Here is a 16,884-nt window from a genome sequence, read left to right on the forward strand (position 1 = left end):
CGTTCAATTGGCGCCGAGCAGGTTCGCGCTCTTGACCAGCGACGATACGCGTTGCGAGTCGCGCTTGAGCAGATCGGAGAACGCGATGGGGCCGCGTTCCTGAGCGGTAGGCGCTTGCGCCGCCAATTGTTCCAGACGCGTCTTGAACTCGGGGGTGTCTATCGCTTGCGACAGGGCGGCGGCCAGTTTTTCGACCACAGGCTGCGGCGTGCCAGCCGGCGCCACCAGGCCATTCCAGATGGCCAGATCGAATTCGGGCAATCCACCCTCGGCAAAGGTGGGGATGTCCGGACTTTGCGCCAGGCGCGCGGTTCCGGTCACGGCAATGGCCTTGACGCGCTTGTCCTGATGCAGGGGGAGCATGGTCACGGTCTGGTCTATCACCCCGTCAATCATGCCGCTCATCAGGTCGGTCAGCGCCGGACCCGTGCCGCGGTAGGGGATGAGCTCGCCGCGCGCGTTGGCGAAGTGCAGGAACATGGCCTCGGCCAGATGCGCCGTGCTGCCCGGGCCGCTGGAGCCCAGGTTGAGTTTGACCGCGTTCACGTCGCGGATGCGCTTGAGCATGGCGGGCAGGTCCTGGATGCCGCTCTTGTTGCTGACCGACAGCACCATCGGCACGGTCGCGACGATGCCGATGGGCGCCAATTCCTTTTGCGGATCGTAGTTGGCCTTGGGATGCAGATGAGGCAGGATCGCCAGGGACATGTTGTTGAAGGCCAGGGTGTAGCCGTCCGGTGCGCTTTTCTGCAGCTTCTGCATGCCGATGAGGCCGCCGGCCCCGCCGGAGTTTTCGACGACCACCGTCTGGCCCAATTGCTTGGACAGCGACGTGGCCACCAGGCGGCCCAGCGTGTCGCTGGTGCCGCCGGGCGCGAAGGGCACGATGACCGTGATGGCGCGGCTGGGATAGTCCTGGGCGGCGGCGGGAGCGGCAAAGGCCGTTGCGGCCAGGGCGGCGCACAGGATGGGGGCGATGCGTAGCATGGAGTGTCTCCTCGTATCTTGTTTTCTATGTGGGGAATTGGCCTTGCCGTCAGCGCGACAACGCGCGGCAGACGGCCTGGGTCATGTCGGTGCAGCTTGCCGTGCCGCCCAGGTCGCGCGGCACGTGATCGCCTTTGGCAAGCACCTGTTCGACAGCGCCCTCGATGCGCCGCGCGGATTCCGAGAGCGCGGCATCGGCATGCTTGTCGCCCAGCCAGCGCAGCATGAGCGCGCCCGACAGAATGGTGGCCAGCGGACTGGCGGCGTTCTGGCCGGCGATGTCGGGCGCGGACCCGTGCGCGCCCTGGAAGAGCCCGTGGGTGTCGCCGAGTTCCGCGGATGCCGACAGGCCCATGCCGCCTATCGTGGCGGCGCCCAGGTCGGAAATGATGTCGCCGAACATGTTTTCCGCCACGATCACGTCATAGAAGTCCGGCCGCTTGAGCATGTGCACCGTGATGGCGTCGGCATAGGCGTAGTCGATTTCGACGTCGGGGTAGCTGGCGGCCACGTCGTCGCAGACCGCGCGGAAGAAGGCGTAGGTGCGCAGGATGTTGGCCTTGTCGCATACCGTGACGCGGCGCTTGCCGTCGCGCGGCGCGCCCGTGCGCTGGCGGGCCAGTTCAAAGGAAAAGCGGGCGACGCGTTCGATGCCCTTGCGGGTGACGACGATGGTGTCGGTCGCCACTTCATCGCGCAGCACGATCCCGCCGCCGCGGCTGGCATAAAGGCCTTCGGTGTTCTCGCGGACGATGACGTAGTCGATCTGTCCCGGCTTGAAATGCTTGAGCGGCGAATCGACGCCCTGGTATAGGCGGATGGGGCGCACGTTGGCGTACAGGTCCAGCCGGAAGCGCAGGCGCAGATGCAGGTCGTTTCCGACCTCGGTGCCGTCGGGGTAGGTCACGCCCGGCATGCCCGCCGCGCCGTGCAGGATGGCGTCGGCCGCCTTGCAGGCCGCGTAGGTGTCGTCGGGCAGAACCTGGCCCGACCTGACGTAGTGGTCGGCGCCGCCGTCGTAGCTGCTGAATGAGAGCAGGCCGGCGCCGCAGGCTTCCTTCAGCACGGTGATCGCCGATTGGCAGACCTCCGGACCGATGCCATCGCCGTCGATGGTCGCAATTTCATACTTAGCCATGTCTGGCTGTCTCCTCGTGTAGGTTTCGAAATCGAAGGGACGGCCGCGCCCGGGACGCGGCCGCCGGGGCTTACCAAGTGGTCGATATGTACTTGGCTTCCATGAACTCCAGCAGGCCGTGGTGCGCGCCTTCGCGGCCCAGGCCGCTTTGCTTGACGCCGCCGAAGGGCGCCGCGGGATCCGATACCAGGCCGCGGTTCAGGGCGATCATGCCGCTTTCTATGCGTTCGGATACGCGCAGGCCGCGCGCCAGGTCGCGCGTATAGACGTATGCGACCAATCCGTACTCGGTGGCGTTGGCCAAGGCCACGGCCTCGTCCTCGGTATCGAAGGCCACGATGGGCGCCACGGGGCCGAAGATTTCTTCAGCGAGCAGGTCGGCGTCGGCGGGCACGTCCACCAGCACGGTGGGCTCGTAGAAGTGGCCAGCACGGTCCAGCCGCTTGCCGCCGGCCTTGATCCGCGCACCCTTGGCGACGGCGTCGGCCACCAGCGATGCCACCTTGTCCACCGCGCCCGCATTGACCAAGGGGCCGCATTGCGTGCCGGGATCGACGCCGTCGCCGGTCTTCAGCGCAGCCATGCGCGCGGCGAAGCGGGCGCTGAATGCCTCGACCGCGCCGCGCTGCACGTAGAAGCGATTGGCCGCCGTGCAGGCTTCGCCGCCGTTGCGCATCTTGGCGATCATGGCGCCTTCGACGGCCGCATCGATGTCCGCGTCGTCGAAGACCAGGAAGGGCGCGTTGCCGCCCAGCTCCATCGAGCAGCTGATGATGGAATCGGCCGCCTTGCGCAGCAGCACGCGGCCCACTTCCGTCGAGCCGGTGAAGGAGAGCTTGCGCACGCGCGGGTCGTCCAGCACCGCGTTGGCGAACTTGCCCGCCGACGAGGTCGTCAGTACGTTGACCACGCCCGCGGGCACGCCGGCTTCCTCCAGCAGGCGCATGACGGCGTAGGCGGTCAAGGGCGTCTCGGTGGCGGGCTTGAGGATGCAGGTGCAGCCGGCGGCCAGGGCGGGCGCGATCTTGCGGGTGGCCATGGCCGCCGGGAAGTTCCACGGCGTGACCAGCAGCGCGATGCCTATGGGCTGGTATTGCACGATGATGCGGCTGGCGCCGCCGGGCGACACGCTGATGTCGCCGTTGATGCGCACCGCTTCCTCCGAGAACCAGCGGAAGAACTCCGCGGCGTAGGCGACCTCGCCGCGCGCGTCCGTCAGCGCCTTGCCGTTTTCCTGGGAAATCAGGCGCGCAAGATGGTCGGCGTCCCGCATCATCAGTTCATAGCACTTGCGCAGGATTTCGCCGCGCTGGCGGGCCGGCGTGGCAGCCCAGCCGGCGGCGGCCCGCGCGGCCGCATCCACGGCCGCGGCGGCGTCTTCGAGCGTCGCGTCCGCCACGCTGGCGATCACCTGTTCGGTGGACGGGTCGTACACGTCGATGCGACGGCCCGAGGTGGAGGCGCGCCAGGCGCCGTCGATATAAAGGTCAGTGGACAGCTTGTTGGCCTCGATGGTCATGCGTCAGCTCCGGATATGGGTGAAGGGGGGAATCAAGATGCGCGAAACGAGCCGCGTCCCGCATGGGCGGCGGCCACGATGGCGGCGATGCCGTCCTGGCCCAGCGGGCGCGGATTGTTCGTGACCAGGCGCGCGGCGAGCATGGATTGCGCCGCGATCCATTCGAGTTGGTCGGCGCGCACGCCCAGTCCGGCCAGCGTCGCGGGGATGCCGATGCGCGAGAACAGTTCGTACACATGGCGCGGCGCGCGGGCGGCGAGGCGCGCGGGATCGGTCTCCGTGTCTCCCATCGCCGCCGAGATGGCCGCATAGTCGGCGCCGCAGGCGGTTGCGTTGAAATCCATGACATAGGGCATCAGGGTGGCCACGCCCGCGCCGTGCGCCGTGTGGGTCAGCGCGCCGATCGGGTATTGGATGGCGTGCGCCGCCGCGGTGCCCGCGACGCCGAAGGCCAGGCCGGCGGCAAGCGCCGCGGCCATGACCTGGCCCCTGGCATGAAGGTCGCTGCCGTCGTCGACGGCGCGAGGCAGATAGGCTGCGAGCGCGCGGATGGCAATCAGCGCCTGCTGGTCGCTGAAGGCGTTCTTGCCGACGAATACGCGGGTCTGCGCGATGTCGGCATCCGGACTGCGACGGACCGCGGTCAGCGCTTCGATGGCATGGGTCAAGGCGTCGGCGCCGGCGATGGCGGTAAGTCCCTTGGGGCAGGTCAGCGTCAGTTCGGGATCGCAGATGGCGGTGTGGGGAATCAGGTGCGGGCTGGAGACGCCCACCTTCAGATCGCGGGCGCTGTCGGCCAGCACGGCGACGGGCGTGACCTCGGAGCCCGTGCCCGATGTGGTGGGCAGCGCGATCACGGGTATCACCGGGCCGGGCACCTTGTATTCGCCGTAGTAATCGGAGGCCTTCCCGCCATGCGTCAGCAGCAGGCTGACGAGCTTGGCCATGTCCAGGCAACTGCCGCCGCCCAGTCCGACGACCACCTCTGGCTGGAATGCGCCGTGCGCCGCCACGCATTCGTAGACGCCCTCGACGGGCAGGTCCGGTTGGGTGCGGTCGTATACCTGGACGCGCACGCCGGCGCTTTCCAGCGTGGCCAGCAGTTCGGACATTTCCGCCGTGGCGGCGAAGCGCTCGTCGGTGCAGATCAGCGCGCGCTGGCCCAGGGCGGCCGCGACGCGGCCCAGCGCAAGACGCTGCCCGTTTCCGAACAGCACGGCGCGCGGCGCGCGCATGATTCCAAACAATTCATTCATTGTGGATCCTTGAAGGAGAGTCTTGGGGAATTCAGGCGGCGCATTGCGCCAGGTCGAGGATGCGGCACCAGACCTCGTCGGCCAGTTCGATGCCCGCATCCAGCCGCAGGCCGCGTTCGGCGCGCGCCCGATCGCCAGGCACCGCGACCGGCCGCCCGGGCAGCAGGGCGGGGCAGGCGCGGATGTCATCCAGGTATCTGGCGATGCGGCTGGCAATCTCCCCGGACCCCGCCTCGATCGCGATGAAGACGTCGCCCTTGTTGCATATTTCGCTGGAATCCAGGGTGCCCTTGACGGCATTGCCCAGCGCGGATGCCGTCAGGCTGGCGACCAGTACCTCGAATGCCAGGCCCAGCGCGTAACCCTTGGCTTCACCGAAGGGGGCCAGTGCGCCCGCCTTGGCAGCTTCGGCGTCCGTGGTGGGGTTGCCGGCGCCGTCGAGCGCCCAACCGGGCTCGAGCGGCCGGCCATGGTTGGCGTAGTCGTGGATCTTGCCCATGGCGACCTGGCTGGTGGCCATGTCCAGCACGAAGGGTTCGTCTGCGGTGGGTACGCCGATGGCGATCGGGTTGGTGCCGATCAGGGCGTGGCGGCCGCCCCAGGGATGGACCAGGGCCTCGCTGGTCGACAGGGCCAGCAGGATCTGGCCTTGGCGCGCCGCTTGTTCCGCGTAGAGCGCCAGCATGCCGATATGGTTGTTGTTGCTTACCGCCGCGATGGCGATTCCGGTGTCGCGGGCGCGTTCGCGGATCTGCTCCAGGGCTGCCAGGGCGATCACCGGACCCAGGCCGCGTTCCCCATCCATGTCCAGGAAAGCAGGGGAGCGCCAGACGGCCGTGCCGCGGGTTTTCGGGTCGGCCACGCCGTTGCGGATGCGCTCGATGATGCGCGGCAGGCGCAGCAGGCCGTGGGACGCGCGGCCGCGCAATTCGGCTTCAAGCAGCAGGTCGGTCTGCGTCGCGGCGTGGTCGGCGGGGCTTCCGGCCAGTTCCAGCGCGCGGATGCAGACCTTCCTTGCCTCCCCCATTTTTATCGTTGTCGTCATAGTGTCGTTGAGTGGTTAAATCCGATCGGATCTGAAATACGATCTGATTTATGCTAACCTCGTAACAAATTGGACGTCAACACATTGTTGGCAAATCGGGGTGAAACAACCATGACGACTCTCTCTCGCGGTTCCGCAGCCGCACCCTTGACCACGCCGGCGGCCAGCCAGCGCCTGGGCGAGCGCGTGCGGTCCTTGGGCGATGAGGTCTATGAAACGCTGCTGTCGCAGCTCATCTCCTTGAAGATCGCGCCCGGCATGCGCATCGCGGTCGATGCGCTGGTGCGTGAACTGGGCGTGTCGCAAACGCCGATACGCGCCGCGCTGATCCGGCTTGAAACCGAAGGCCTCGTCGTCAAGACGCATCACGTGGGCTACAGCGCGGCGCCCATGCCTACGCGCAGGCGCTTTGAGCAGATGTATGAACTGCGCCTGCAGTTGGAGCCATTCGGGGCGGGGCTGGCGGCGCAACGCATGACGGACGCATCGCTGCAGGAGCTGGCCGCGCTGTCCGCGGCGATGAGCGCTCCGAGCGCCGATGACGCGCGCGTGGCCTATGGCAAATTCGCCGTGCTGGATGCGCAGTTCCACTCCTGGATCGCGGAACAGAGCGGCAATGAGCTGCTTGCCGAAGCGCTGGCCCGGCTATACGCGCATACCCATCTGTTCCGGCTGCGCTTTCACTCGCGGGTCACGGAAGAAGCCGTGACCGAGCATGCGCGCATCGTGCGGGCGCTGAACGAGCGCGACGCCGAAGGCGCGCAGGATGCCATGCGCGACCACATCCTCAGGTCGCGCGAGCGCATGGCGCCGTACTTCGAAATGTTGGATTAGCGCGCGGCGGGTGCGGGCGCTTGACCACCCAGATTGATGCCGTCCCGTATATTGCGGAACGCGGGCAGGGCTGCCGGCATGTCCTCGCTAGTCACGGTGCAGCGCATGGCTACGCGCAGCGCCGGCGTATCCACCAGCGCGTTGTATTCCCGCAGGCGGGTGCCATCCGGCCGGGCACCCGCGGGCGCGACATAGTCAACGCCGCGTGCGCCTTGCAGCTCGAAGCCGCTGCGCTGCTCAGGCGATTCGCCCTGCGCGGCCAGGATCGCCTCGGCCGCAGCCATGCGCTCGGCGGCGGAGAGCGGCGCTTCGGCGCCGGGATGCGTCTTCAGCGATTTGCGCGGCGTGCTGAAGCCGACGCCGCAAAGGTAGTCGGCCGCGTCTGCGGCTTGCAGCGCGTCGTTGGCGCGGACGATCTCGACCAGCACGTCGAATTCGTCGGACTTTCCATGCTTCACGATCCGATATGCCGCGGGCACGGCTACGCCGAATCCGCGCGTCCGGTCGGCATAGCGGCGCTCGGCGTCGTTGGCGGGTTCCTCGATCATCTGGAACCGCACCGGCAGCATCAGGATTTCCCTGTCGGCCTGCATGTCGGTGGTGAACGCGGGCAGCGGACTGGCGCGCCGGACCATGCGGACCGCGGCCTTGTCGATGGCGACATAGCCGGAGGAACTGGCCAGGTCCACCGCGTCGATCTTGCCGTCCCGCAGCACGGTGAGGCGCAGGCGCAGGCTGAGCGGACCGTCCAGTTCGTATGCCTCTTTGGGCATTTCCAGATGACTTTGCAGCTTGCGCATCGCGCCCGTGGTCCATTCGGCCTGATTGGCAGGGGCAGGGGCCGAAACCGCCGTGGAAGCGCACAGGATGATCGCGGCCATGGTGCAAGCGCGTAGCGGCCAATTCATGTGGGCAAGTCTCCTGATAGTAGGAACCCGCAGGAGGCGGGCGCCCCGGCAGCATAACCCGCAAGCTAGGTCGAGCAAGCCGATCCCAGGTCCAGATTGCTGGCCAACAGGTTGACGAACTCGCGCACCTTGGGCGACGAGCGCCGCGGCTGCGGGTACACGGCATACAGGTTTCGTTCGGCGGGCTGCCAATCCGGCAACAGGGGCGTGAGGCGGCCGCTAGCCAGGTCCTGGGCAACGAGAAATGCCGGCAGCAGTCCGATGCCGGCGCCGCTCAGCGCCGCGTCGTGCAGGGTCTGGCTGTTGTTGCAGCGCAGGGAGCCGCTGACATGCACGGTCTGTTCCACGCCGTTGCGCGCAAAGCGCCATTCGCTGGGGCTGGCGCCGCGCGTATAGACCAGGCATTGGTGGCCGGCGAGATCCTGGATTTCGCGGGGGGCGCCTTGCCGTTCAAGATAGTGCGGCGCGGCGACCAGCATCCTGGGCAGGGTGGCGATGGCCTGGGCGCCTGCCGCGAAATGCTTGGGCGTAGCGCCGATGTACAAGGCGACGTCAACGCCTTCTTCCGCGGGATCGAGATACCTGTCGTTCAGTGTCATCTCGACGGTGACCTCGGGAAAGCTGGTGGTGAATTCCGTGATCAGGCGGCCCAGATTCGCGCTGCCGAAGGAGATCGGCGCGCGCACCTTCAGAAGGCCGCGCGGCGTGGTCTGCACCTGGCCCGCAGTGCGTTCGGCCTCTTCGACATCCTCGAGGATGCGGGAGCATTTGTCGTAGTAGGTCTTGCCCGCATCGGTCAGAACGATGCGGCGCGTGGTACGCGCAAGCAGCGGCGTTCCTATGTGGTCTTCCAGCGCGGACACGTTCTTGCTCACCGAGGCGGTGGACATGTTCAAGCGCGTTGCGGCGACCGTGAAGCTTCCGTGTTCGACGACCTTGCAGAAGACGCTCATTGCCACCAGGCGATTCATATTCTTTCCCGCAACGAAACCGTTTATTTCTGGCGCGACCCTTTAATCACGGGACCTGGCGATGTCAATATTGCGGCTGATTATAACGAGGGAGAGGGGCGTGGCACAGAAAAGAACAGGCGCGTTGCTGGAGTCGCTGGAGGCAGTCAAGATGAGCAGGAAGTCCTTCCTGCGCCTGTCCCTGGGAGGGGTGGCGGCCGCCTCGGCGGGAGGCAGCGCATTCGCGCGGGAGCCCGCCCGGGATACGTCCTCTGGCGTTTCAGCCGCATCGGGCGCATCCCGGATCCTGATCCGCAATGCGGACCTGTTGACCATGGACCCTCAGCATAAGGAGATGGCAGGCGGGGACGTGTTGATCGACAAGGGCCGCATTGCCGCGATAGGCAGGAATCTTTCCGCGGGCGACGCGGAAGTGATAGATGCCAGCGGGAAAATCCTGATGCCGGGCATGATCGACGGACATCGCCACCTTTGGCAATGCGTCGACGCCGGACGTCTGGTCAAGATGGACCCCACAGGGTACTCGCGCGCCTACCTGGGATGGCAGCGCAGGACCATGGCCTGCATGACCGCGGAAGACAACTATCTGGTTGAGCTGATCGGCGGCCTGCAGGCTATCGACTCGGGCGTGACGACGGTGCTGGACTACGCGCATGGCCAGCCTTCCGAGGAAACGGCGCTGGCTGCTGCGCGCGGCATCCGCGATTCGGGCGTGAACGGCTGGTTCGCGTTCCAGCTCGGCCGTACGCTGGCGTTCGGCCCCGGGTCGACGATCTCCATGGCGCGGGTGCAGGCGGACCTCACCACGACCACCGAACAGAATTGGCGCACCGTGGAACGACTGCGTTCGGAAGTGTTCTCCGACAGCTCGGCGCCGCTGCAATTGGGCCTGGCGCCCTCGGATGCCATCGGTCGGCCGGTCGCGGAGGTGAAGAAGGAATGGGCGCGGGTCCGCGACAGCGGCGTCGGCTTGCTTGCGGCGCACGTGCACAAGCCCGCGTCGCCCAAGGCGCCGGGCGTCATCGGTCATCGCGGGTCGGGCATCCAGGACCTGTACGACGCCGGATTGTTGGGGCCGGACTATCACATCGCCCATGGCAACCGCTTGACGGCCGAGGAACTGGGCCTGTTGCGAGACACGGGCGGCATGCTGTGCGCCACGGTGGTCGGCGAGTTTCCCTACATGCTGTCGCCCCACATGATGGCCTCTTCCCATGGGCGGGCGCGCCAGGCCGGCGTGGCGACCGGCATCGGGATCGACGGCGCGCTGGTGGTGCAGCAGGACTTTTTCGAACATGTGCGCGGCGCATTCCTCAGTCTTTTCCTGGAGCCGGAAGGACGCGAGATCGTGCGGCAGTACAGGTCGCAGGACGCATTGGAGTTCGCAACCTCGCTGGGCGCGCGCGCGGTTCGGGCGGGCGACGTGACGGGCAGCATCAGCGTCGGCAAGCGCGCGGACCTGGTGCTGCTGGCCACGGACCGTATCGGGTTTGCCATGCAGGGCAGCCTGGCCGACCGCGTCGCGAATTTTGCTTCCTTGGCGGACATCGACAGCGTCTGGGTCGCCGGCCGGGCGCGCAAGCGCAACGGGAAGATGCTTGGCGTCGATTGGGTCAAGATGAAGACCCAGCTCGCCGCCGTGCAGAGGCGCATACACGCCCAAGCGCAAACCATCACGTTCACCGCGTGATGCAGGCGCGGGCTTGCCTACGCGCGGGCCCGTTTTCTGCATGAGGCCGGCATCCGCCGGCAACCATCAATCCTGCCTGTAGTCCAGCGCTGCCCGAACCCCGGTTCGCGCGGCGCGGGGAATTGCTGCGTTTTGCGGCAGGCCTGTTGCCGACCACGGCAAACATAACGACGTACAAAAGGGGGAGTTCATGAAGTGCAGCAAGCAATTCAGGGTTCTGGCGAGGTGGGCGGCGCTGGCTGCCTGTGCCGGCAACGGACCGGCGGCACTGGCTCAGTCCAGCCTTACGCTATACGGATTGGCCGACAGCTACATCGAATACAGGAGCAATGCCCGGCCGGCGGCAGGATCGTCCTCGTCCGGCGGATCCTCGCTGCGGATGAACTCCGGCGGGCTGTCGGGTTCCCGTTGGGGCATGCGGGGGGTGGAGGACCTGGGCGGCGGTATGCAGGCCGTGTTCGCACTTGAAAGCGGCTTCTACATGCATACGGGGGCGATGGGCGAGGCGGGGCGGCCGTTCAACCGGCAAGCCTTCCTGGGCCTGAACGGGCCCTACGGCATGCTGAGTTTCGGGCGGCAATATGTCAGCATGTTCGATCTGCTGCCTGCCTTCATGCCCCTGACCTACGCGGGCGCCTACGAGCCCATGCCGTTCCTCATGGGCAACCTGCGGTTGGACAACTCGGTCAAGTATCGCGTCGGGACGGGGCCGTTGGCGGCGCAGGCGCACTATCAGCTCGATGACGCGGCGGGCGCGCCCTATCAACGCGCGGCCTGGGGCGGCGGGGCGAGCTACCTTTCCGGTCCGTTCGGTCTGGCGGCGGTCTACGACGAGGCGGGCGGCGCAACGGCAGCCACCGCGTCGAATCGGCTGCGCAAGCTGGCGCTGGCCGCGACCTATGCGCCGGATCCGTGGCGCCTGACCGTCGGCTACCGCTGGGCGCAGGACAAGACCGCGCAAGGCAACCTGAACCAGCGCGACGACATGTGGTGGATCGGACTCGGGTACCGCATTTCGCCGGTCCTGCGGATCACGGCCGCCTTCTATTACGACGATGTGAAGGCCAGGGCAGGGGCGGGCAATCCGCCGAATGCCAGGCAGTACGCCTTGCAGCTGGTATACGGCGGCCTGTCCAAGCGCACCGACCTGTATGCGGCAGCCGCCTATGCGCGAAACTCGGCGCTGAACTTCGCGCCGCTCGCTACTCTGCCCGCCGGCGAGGACAGCCAGGGCGCCGTGGCCCTGGGCATCCGGCACAAGTTCTGAGGAAATGGCGCGCCGCGGCGCGCCATTCCGGTTCAGTTCATGTTCGACAAGTCTTCCTCGCGCACGACTTTCTGCCACCGGGCGACTTCGCTTGCCAGCAGCGCCTGCGCTTCGTCCGGGCTGGACGTCGAAGGTTCCGCAGCCTGCAAACGCAGGCTTTCGATGATGTCCTTGCGCTGCAGCGTTTCGCGCACCATGTCATTGAGCTTGGCGACGATGGCGGGCGGCAGGTCCTTGGGGCCGGCCAGCGCATACCAGGCCGTGACGTCGAAGCCGGGCGCCACTGTTTCCGCCAGGGTGGGAACATCGGGATACTGCGCGAAGCGTTCCCGGGTCGTCACGGCCAGCGGCTTGACCTTGCCTTCGGCGATGTAGGTGCTCATGCCGGCCAATGCCGTCATGATGACGGGAACCTCGCCGCCGATCACCGCCAACGCCGGAGCGCCGCCGCCCTTGTAGGCCACGTGGTTCAGGCGCACGCCGGTGCGCGCCTGCAGCAACGTGGCGGCCAGGTGCATGCCGCTGCCTATGCCGCCGGAACCGTAGTCGATTTTCTCCGGCTGTAGGCGGGCCGCGTCGATGAGTTCGCGCATCGAGCCGTAGCCGGCGGCGGGATTGGCGATCACGGCGTAAGGACTCTGGGCCACGATGGAGATCATGGTGAAGTCCTTGACGGGATCGTAGCCCAGGGACTTGTAGAGACCGGGCGCGGACGCGTGGCCGGAGGCCATCAGGTAAAGGATGTATCCGTCCGACGGGCTGCGCGCGACGAAACGCGCGGCAATGGTGCCGCCGGCGCCGGGCTTGCCTTCGACGATGGCCGGCTCGCCGAAGCGGTCATTGAACTGCGCGGCGAGCAGACGGGCGAAATTGTCGATGGGACCGGCGGGCGCGAAGCCATGGATGATCCGCACCGGGCGGTTCGGCCATGAGTCCGCGCTTTGCGCGGCGGCCGGCGTGAAACAGGCTTGCAGGGCGGCAAGCGTGGCAATGCCCAGTATCTTTTTCATGTTCGAAGAGTCCTGTACGCGTGAAACGACTGCGGCGGCTGAGACATGGGGCAGGATGCGATTCCTGCCGAGGTCTACAGCCGCCATGCGAGGCGCTCGTATGGAAAGGATCGGTCAGACGAGGCGGATGGTGGCTGCCTGCCGGCCCACGCGCTCCTGCGCTTGAACCAGGCGCTTTTTCAGCGCGGGCCAGTCTACTCCCAGCATCTTGCCGTGGCGCTTGCGCGCCTGGCCGGCGATCCACACGCTGTCGATGTCGGCCGTGCAGGCAAAGGTGACTACGCGGTCGGCGAGGCTGCCCGCCATCCCGAAGCCGATGCGGTCCGTGCTCAGCAACAGCAGGTCCGCGCGTTTGCCTACGCTGATCGTGCCGACGGTGTCGCCCAGCCGCACGGACTTGGCGCCCAGGCCGGTGGCGAAATCCAGGATGTAGTCGGAGGAACAGGCCTTCATGACATCGCGGACTTCGGGATCCAGGTACAGGTTCCAGTAGGTGGCGCGGATATGCTCGAAGTAGTCGCTGGGCAAGGCCAGGGAGATATCGATACCCATGCCGGTGGCCACGCCCGCCCGGCGCGAACGGCCATGCACGGAAGGTCCCTTGTCGGCGGACATGACGTACGGAAACTCGCCCATGGCCGTGGCGCAAATCATGCCGCCCGTGTCCCGCAGCATGGCCAGTTCTTCGTCGGTCAGGCGGTTGGCGTGGGTGGCCTGATAGTCCGGTCCGAGCAGGCCGGCATCGTGCAGGTCGCCGATGCCGGAGTCCCGGTGTCCCATGAAGCCGGCCGCGTGCGGCGCTTCCGGTTTGTGGATGTGGGCGGCCAGCATGCCGACGCCCATGCCGCGGGCCCGTGTCCATTCAGCGCGGATGTCGTCCAGCGAACTGCCGTTGTTGCCGCTGGGCGCCAGCGCCAGCTGCAAGGGCGCGGAGCTGTCGGAGAAAAGCTCCTGTTGCAGGCGCTCGGCGGTCCGCCAATGCGTCTCGCTGGTCTTGGCGATGCGTTGGCCGTCGGCCTGGGCCAGCGGCACCGTGTCGCCGGGACCGTAGGACGAGGACACGCCCAGCTGAAAGCCGAACCAGCCGGCGATGCCGGAATCCTTGAGGCCCTGGGCGGCGGCGAGGGCGCGGTCCTCGGTGGGCTGGCCGTGGGCGAAGTCGAAAATCGTGGTGACGCCGGAGTTGATCGCTTCCAGTCCGCCGACGAGTTCAGCCAGGTAATTGTCCTCGGGCGTCATGCAGACGATGGTCCGCATCTTCCACTTCTGGTAGTTGCTGGCGTACTCGGCTGGCCGGGATTTCACCAGCCGGCCCATGTCGATGATCTCCCATACGTGGCGATGCGCATCGATCAGCCCAGGCATCAGGATCATGCCGCTGGCGTCGATGATTTCGGCGTCCTGCGCCTGCAGGTCCGGGCCTATCGCGGCGATGCGGTCATCTTCGATCAGGACGTCGCCCTGCAGCTCTCCGAGCTTCGCATCCATGCTCAGGATGCCGGCATTCTTTATCAGTGTTCTTGCCATGTCTTCCATGTCTCCTTTTGGGAGCACAGATTCTGTCAGCTTCCCTCACGCGGATAAATCCAGGCCTGGGAAACAATGGCTTTCCAATAGCAAAAGAATGCGCCGTGTCAGGCTGTTCCCGCCACCAACTCATCGAACAGCAGATCGCCGCCCATCTGCCCGCCCTTGAGCATCAGCTCGATGCCGTCGGTCGCGGGGTCGTCGCTGCGCGTCAGGCTGACCGTCACGCCGGGCGCCAGCACGCAGCGGAACGCCAGGCCCCAGACGCCCAGGGCCAACGTCGCCTGGCTGGACGTGTCGCCGCCGGCGATGCCGATGCGCGACAGGGGCGCGCCGGCCTGCGCGCTGGCGCGCACGATGTCCGCCACCAGTTGGCCGGTGGCGCGGGCGGTCGCGGCGGTCTGATGGGGGGCAAGGGGCTGGGCGGGCCGGTCGGTGTGCGCCAGCACGTTGCGCCCCTGGGCCAGCGTGGCGGCGGCCAACTGGGCTTGTTGCGCGGCATAGGCCGGGTCTTGCAAGAGCCGTTCCGCCTGCAGCGGCTGGCGCTGGTACTGGCGGCACGCGGCGATCTGCCTGGCCGTGACCGGAGACAGGCTGCCGGCGACCACCAGCACCGGGCCCGAGGCCGCTTGCAGCGGCGCGGCCGTGGCGTTTGCGTCGCCGGCCGGCATGGCGCGGGCCAGCGCCTGCTGCACGCTGCTGGGGCCGACCGTCAGCAGGGGCAGGCAGGCCGCCGCGCGCCAGATGAGGCGGCCGATGATGGCCAGGTGTTCTTCGTCGATCAGGTCCAGCAGCAGCGGTCCGTCGGTGCTGTCGATGACCTGGTTCATCCAGTCGTCCAGCAGCGGCGCATCCGCCGCCCGCCGCAGTCGCGGGTAGGCCGTGTGCGGCAAGGAGCGGATGTCCAGCAAACCTTGCGCCGCCAGGTGCAGGCGCAGGTCGGCTTCGTGCATGGGGGTGACGGGATGCGCGCTCATGACCGGATGGCGGTCGATGCGGTGGATCTCGGGCGCGGAGCCCGCGCGCGCGAACAGCTGGGCGAAGCTGCAATAGCGGCCGATGCTGGGCTGCCCGCCGACGATGGGCACCAGCGGATTGGGCATGTGGCGGCGCAGCTCGCGCACGGCGGCGCCGATGCTGCCCACGTGCGGTGCGCTGTCGAAGGTGGAGCAGCACTTGTAGTGCAGCACGCGCACGCCCGCGCCGGCCATGTAGCGGCCCACGGCATGCAGTTCGGCCTGCATGTCGGCCGGCGCCATGCCGCGCGCCGCGCCGGCGATGCCGATGGCGTCCAGCGGTCCGGCGCGCCGCAACTGCTCCCGCGTTGGCACGCCCAGGAACAGCAAGCTGCGCAGGCCGGCGCGCGCGGTTTCGGCCAGCGTGTCGGTGGCGCCTGTGAAGTCGTCGCCATACCAGCCCAGCCGCGGCCGTGTTTCTTGCTGCGCCGCTGCGCTCATGCGCGTCCGCCGAAGAATTCGATGGCGCGCCGCAGTTCCGGCGCGTTGCGCGCGTAGTCTTCCAGCCGCTCGCCGTCGCGCATGGCCTGCCAGGCCTGGCGGATGCTGAGCACGCCCGCGGCGGGCCCGTCCGGGTGGGCGAGGATGCCGCCGCCGGACATGAATAGCAGGTCGTCGCTGCGCACGGCGGCCCAGGTGGCGGGCACGGTGCCGGCCCATTGGCCGGACGAAAACGCGGGCATGACGGGATCGTCGATCCCGGGGGTCAGCGAGGCCAGGCAGTCGCGCGCGGACTCCACGACTTCGGCGTCTTCCTGGGCGAACTTGCCTTGCAGGCCGTGCACGTGCATATGGTCCACGCCGGCCAGCCGCCACAACGTCTGGTAGGCCTGGAAGCCCACGCCCAGCATGGGGTGGCGCGACAGCGCGCCATGGCCGTTGCGGTGGCCGTGCAGCGCCAGCGGGGTGCTGCGGCGCAAGGTCTGGATGGCCGAGTAGCCGCAATGGTTCAGGCTGGCCATGACGCAGGTGCCGCCTTCGCGTTCGATCAGGTCGGCGTGGCGGCGCATGGCGTCGGTCTCGTCGCTGATGTTGAACGCCACCATGACCTGCCGCCCGGTGCGTTCGCGGTGCGCGCGCACCACCGCCATGACGGCGGCGACGCGCTGGGCCAGCGGCGCGTGGGCGGGGTTGGCGCAGACCTCGTCGTCCTTGATGAAGTCCACGCCCGCGGCGCACAACTGCGCCGCCAGATGCGCGGTCTGCTCGGGCGACAGGCCGACGTTGGGCTTGATGATGGTGCCTACCAGCGGACCGTGCGCCACGCCGGTCAGTTGCCGCGTGCCGGCGATGCCCACGCGCGGCATGTCGAACTGGGCGCGGTAGTTGGCCGGCAGGTCCATGCTTTCCAGGCGCAGCCCGGTGACTTCGCCCAGGTCGTAAAGGTTGCCGCCTACCGTGGCCGCCAGCGTCGGCAGGTTGGCGCCGACGTTGGCGACGGGGAAGGCGATGCGCACGCGGGCGCGCTGGTAGCGGCCGGGCATGCCGCCGGGCTGTCGCGCCAGCCAGGCGTTGGGCAGGCTGGGCGCGGACGCGGATTCCAGGGGCTCGATGGACTCGATGCGCGCGCGGGCGCGGGCCCGCAGTTCATCGGTCTCGCCCTGCACCCGCGTGAAGGTGCCGCAGGATTGCTCGCCAGCCATGACCTCCGCGACCTTTGCGGGGTCCAGCGGGGTTTCGATCAGGTAGGTGGCGGTAAACGATTGGGAATTCATG

At 67.6% G+C, this 16,884-nt stretch carries 14 protein-coding genes; 3 read left to right on the forward strand and 11 right to left on the reverse strand.

What is annotated here, in order from left to right:
* Positions 1-3: 3 nt before the first annotated feature.
* The 5 genes from BRO63_RS18885 to BRO63_RS18905 all read right to left on the reverse strand — a co-directional run bounded on the left by BRO63_RS18885 (position 4) and on the right by BRO63_RS18905 (position 5,927).
* Positions 4-987, reverse strand: a complete 984-nt coding sequence (locus tag BRO63_RS18885; RefSeq protein ID WP_088141250.1) for a Bug family tripartite tricarboxylate transporter substrate binding protein — start codon at positions 985-987, stop codon at positions 4-6.
* A gap of 49 nt (positions 988-1,036) precedes the next feature.
* Positions 1,037-2,125 (reverse strand): isocitrate/isopropylmalate dehydrogenase family protein, encoded by a 1,089-nt coding sequence (locus tag BRO63_RS18890; RefSeq protein ID WP_088141251.1) that lies wholly within the window; start codon positions 2,123-2,125, stop codon positions 1,037-1,039.
* Positions 2,126-2,195: 70 nt separating this feature from the next.
* On the reverse strand, positions 2,196-3,644 hold the full coding sequence (locus BRO63_RS18895) for an NAD-dependent succinate-semialdehyde dehydrogenase (RefSeq protein WP_088141252.1): 1,449 nt from the start codon (positions 3,642-3,644) through the stop codon (positions 2,196-2,198).
* Positions 3,645-3,676: 32 nt separating this feature from the next.
* Positions 3,677-4,900, reverse strand: a complete 1,224-nt coding sequence (locus BRO63_RS18900; RefSeq protein WP_088141254.1) for an iron-containing alcohol dehydrogenase — start codon at positions 4,898-4,900, stop codon at positions 3,677-3,679.
* A 31-nt stretch (positions 4,901-4,931) separates the two neighbouring features.
* Positions 4,932-5,927 (reverse strand): Ldh family oxidoreductase, encoded by a 996-nt coding sequence (locus tag BRO63_RS18905; protein WP_088141256.1) that lies wholly within the window; start codon positions 5,925-5,927, stop codon positions 4,932-4,934.
* A 129-nt stretch (positions 5,928-6,056) separates the two neighbouring features.
* On the opposite strand from BRO63_RS18905, the gene BRO63_RS18910 reads away from it, so the two are divergent.
* The gene (locus BRO63_RS18910) at positions 6,057-6,779 is read left to right on the forward strand and encodes a GntR family transcriptional regulator (protein ID WP_088141258.1); all 723 of its coding nucleotides are present in this window, start codon (positions 6,057-6,059) and stop codon (positions 6,777-6,779) included.
* Here the strand turns inward: BRO63_RS18910 and BRO63_RS18915 are convergent.
* Positions 6,776-7,687: a TonB family protein gene (locus BRO63_RS18915; RefSeq protein ID WP_088141259.1), complete on the reverse strand. Its 912-nt coding sequence runs from the start codon at positions 7,685-7,687 to the stop codon at positions 6,776-6,778. The two genes, BRO63_RS18910 and BRO63_RS18915, sit on opposite strands and share 4 nt — an antisense overlap.
* 65 nt (positions 7,688-7,752) lie before the next feature.
* The gene (locus BRO63_RS18920; RefSeq protein WP_088141261.1) at positions 7,753-8,658 is read right to left on the reverse strand and encodes a LysR family transcriptional regulator; all 906 of its coding nucleotides are present in this window, start codon (positions 8,656-8,658) and stop codon (positions 7,753-7,755) included.
* Between the two features lie 100 nt (positions 8,659-8,758).
* Between BRO63_RS18920 and BRO63_RS18925 the strand changes: the two genes are divergently transcribed.
* Complete coding sequence (locus BRO63_RS18925; RefSeq protein WP_256943350.1) at positions 8,759-10,348, forward strand: amidohydrolase family protein; 1,590 nt, start codon at positions 8,759-8,761, stop codon at positions 10,346-10,348.
* 190 nt (positions 10,349-10,538) lie between these two features.
* Positions 10,539-11,615: a porin gene (locus BRO63_RS18930; RefSeq protein WP_088141263.1), complete on the forward strand. Its 1,077-nt coding sequence runs from the start codon at positions 10,539-10,541 to the stop codon at positions 11,613-11,615.
* A 32-nt stretch (positions 11,616-11,647) separates the two neighbouring features.
* Here BRO63_RS18930 and BRO63_RS18935 read toward each other — a convergent pair whose 3' ends face one another.
* The 4 genes from BRO63_RS18935 to BRO63_RS18950 form a co-directional block, all read right to left on the reverse strand.
* Positions 11,648-12,625 (reverse strand): Bug family tripartite tricarboxylate transporter substrate binding protein, encoded by a 978-nt coding sequence (locus BRO63_RS18935; RefSeq protein WP_088141264.1) that lies wholly within the window; start codon positions 12,623-12,625, stop codon positions 11,648-11,650.
* Between the two features lie 114 nt (positions 12,626-12,739).
* On the reverse strand, positions 12,740-14,152 hold the full coding sequence (locus tag BRO63_RS18940) for an amidohydrolase family protein (RefSeq protein WP_088141345.1): 1,413 nt from the start codon (positions 14,150-14,152) through the stop codon (positions 12,740-12,742).
* A 107-nt stretch (positions 14,153-14,259) separates the two neighbouring features.
* Positions 14,260-15,609 carry a four-carbon acid sugar kinase family protein gene (locus tag BRO63_RS18945; RefSeq protein WP_088141266.1) on the reverse strand — a complete coding sequence of 450 codons (1,350 nt, stop codon included), beginning with the start codon at positions 15,607-15,609 and terminating at the stop codon, positions 14,260-14,262.
* The gene (locus BRO63_RS18950; RefSeq protein ID WP_088141267.1) at positions 15,606-16,883 is read right to left on the reverse strand and encodes a ribulose-bisphosphate carboxylase large subunit family protein; all 1,278 of its coding nucleotides are present in this window, start codon (positions 16,881-16,883) and stop codon (positions 15,606-15,608) included. Before BRO63_RS18950 ends, BRO63_RS18945 begins: the two co-directional genes overlap by 4 nt.
* Between the last annotated feature and the right edge of the window lies 1 nt (position 16,884).

This window comes from Achromobacter xylosoxidans (assembly GCF_002192695.1).
In the GTDB taxonomy this organism is placed as follows: Bacteria; Pseudomonadota; Gammaproteobacteria; order Burkholderiales; family Burkholderiaceae_B; genus Achromobacter; species Achromobacter xylosoxidans_C.

What these genes read in the sequence shown, in the direction of transcription:
- BRO63_RS18930 (WP_088141263.1), top strand. Translation starts at nt 10,539, where the DNA reads ATGAAGTGCAGCAAGCAATTCAGGGTTCTGGCGAGGTGGGCGGCGCTG.
- BRO63_RS18935 (WP_088141264.1), bottom strand. Translation starts at nt 12,625, where the DNA reads ATGAAAAAGATACTGGGCATTGCCACGCTTGCCGCCCTGCAAGCCTGT.
- BRO63_RS18910 (WP_088141258.1), top strand. Translation starts at nt 6,057, where the DNA reads ATGACGACTCTCTCTCGCGGTTCCGCAGCCGCACCCTTGACCACGCCG.
- BRO63_RS18885 (WP_088141250.1), bottom strand. Translation starts at nt 987, where the DNA reads ATGCTACGCATCGCCCCCATCCTGTGCGCCGCCCTGGCCGCAACGGCC.
- BRO63_RS18945 (WP_088141266.1), bottom strand. Translation starts at nt 15,609, where the DNA reads ATGAGCGCAGCGGCGCAGCAAGAAACACGGCCGCGGCTGGGCTGGTAT.
- BRO63_RS18895 (WP_088141252.1), bottom strand. Translation starts at nt 3,644, where the DNA reads ATGACCATCGAGGCCAACAAGCTGTCCACTGACCTTTATATCGACGGC.
- BRO63_RS18915 (WP_088141259.1), bottom strand. Translation starts at nt 7,687, where the DNA reads ATGAATTGGCCGCTACGCGCTTGCACCATGGCCGCGATCATCCTGTGC.
- BRO63_RS18940 (WP_088141345.1), bottom strand. Translation starts at nt 14,152, where the DNA reads ATGGCAAGAACACTGATAAAGAATGCCGGCATCCTGAGCATGGATGCG.
- BRO63_RS18890 (WP_088141251.1), bottom strand. Translation starts at nt 2,125, where the DNA reads ATGGCTAAGTATGAAATTGCGACCATCGACGGCGATGGCATCGGTCCG.
- BRO63_RS18950 (WP_088141267.1), bottom strand. Translation starts at nt 16,883, where the DNA reads ATGAATTCCCAATCGTTTACCGCCACCTACCTGATCGAAACCCCGCTG.
- BRO63_RS18920 (WP_088141261.1), bottom strand. Translation starts at nt 8,658, where the DNA reads ATGAATCGCCTGGTGGCAATGAGCGTCTTCTGCAAGGTCGTCGAACAC.
- BRO63_RS18905 (WP_088141256.1), bottom strand. Translation starts at nt 5,927, where the DNA reads ATGGGGGAGGCAAGGAAGGTCTGCATCCGCGCGCTGGAACTGGCCGGA.
- BRO63_RS18900 (WP_088141254.1), bottom strand. Translation starts at nt 4,900, where the DNA reads ATGAATGAATTGTTTGGAATCATGCGCGCGCCGCGCGCCGTGCTGTTC.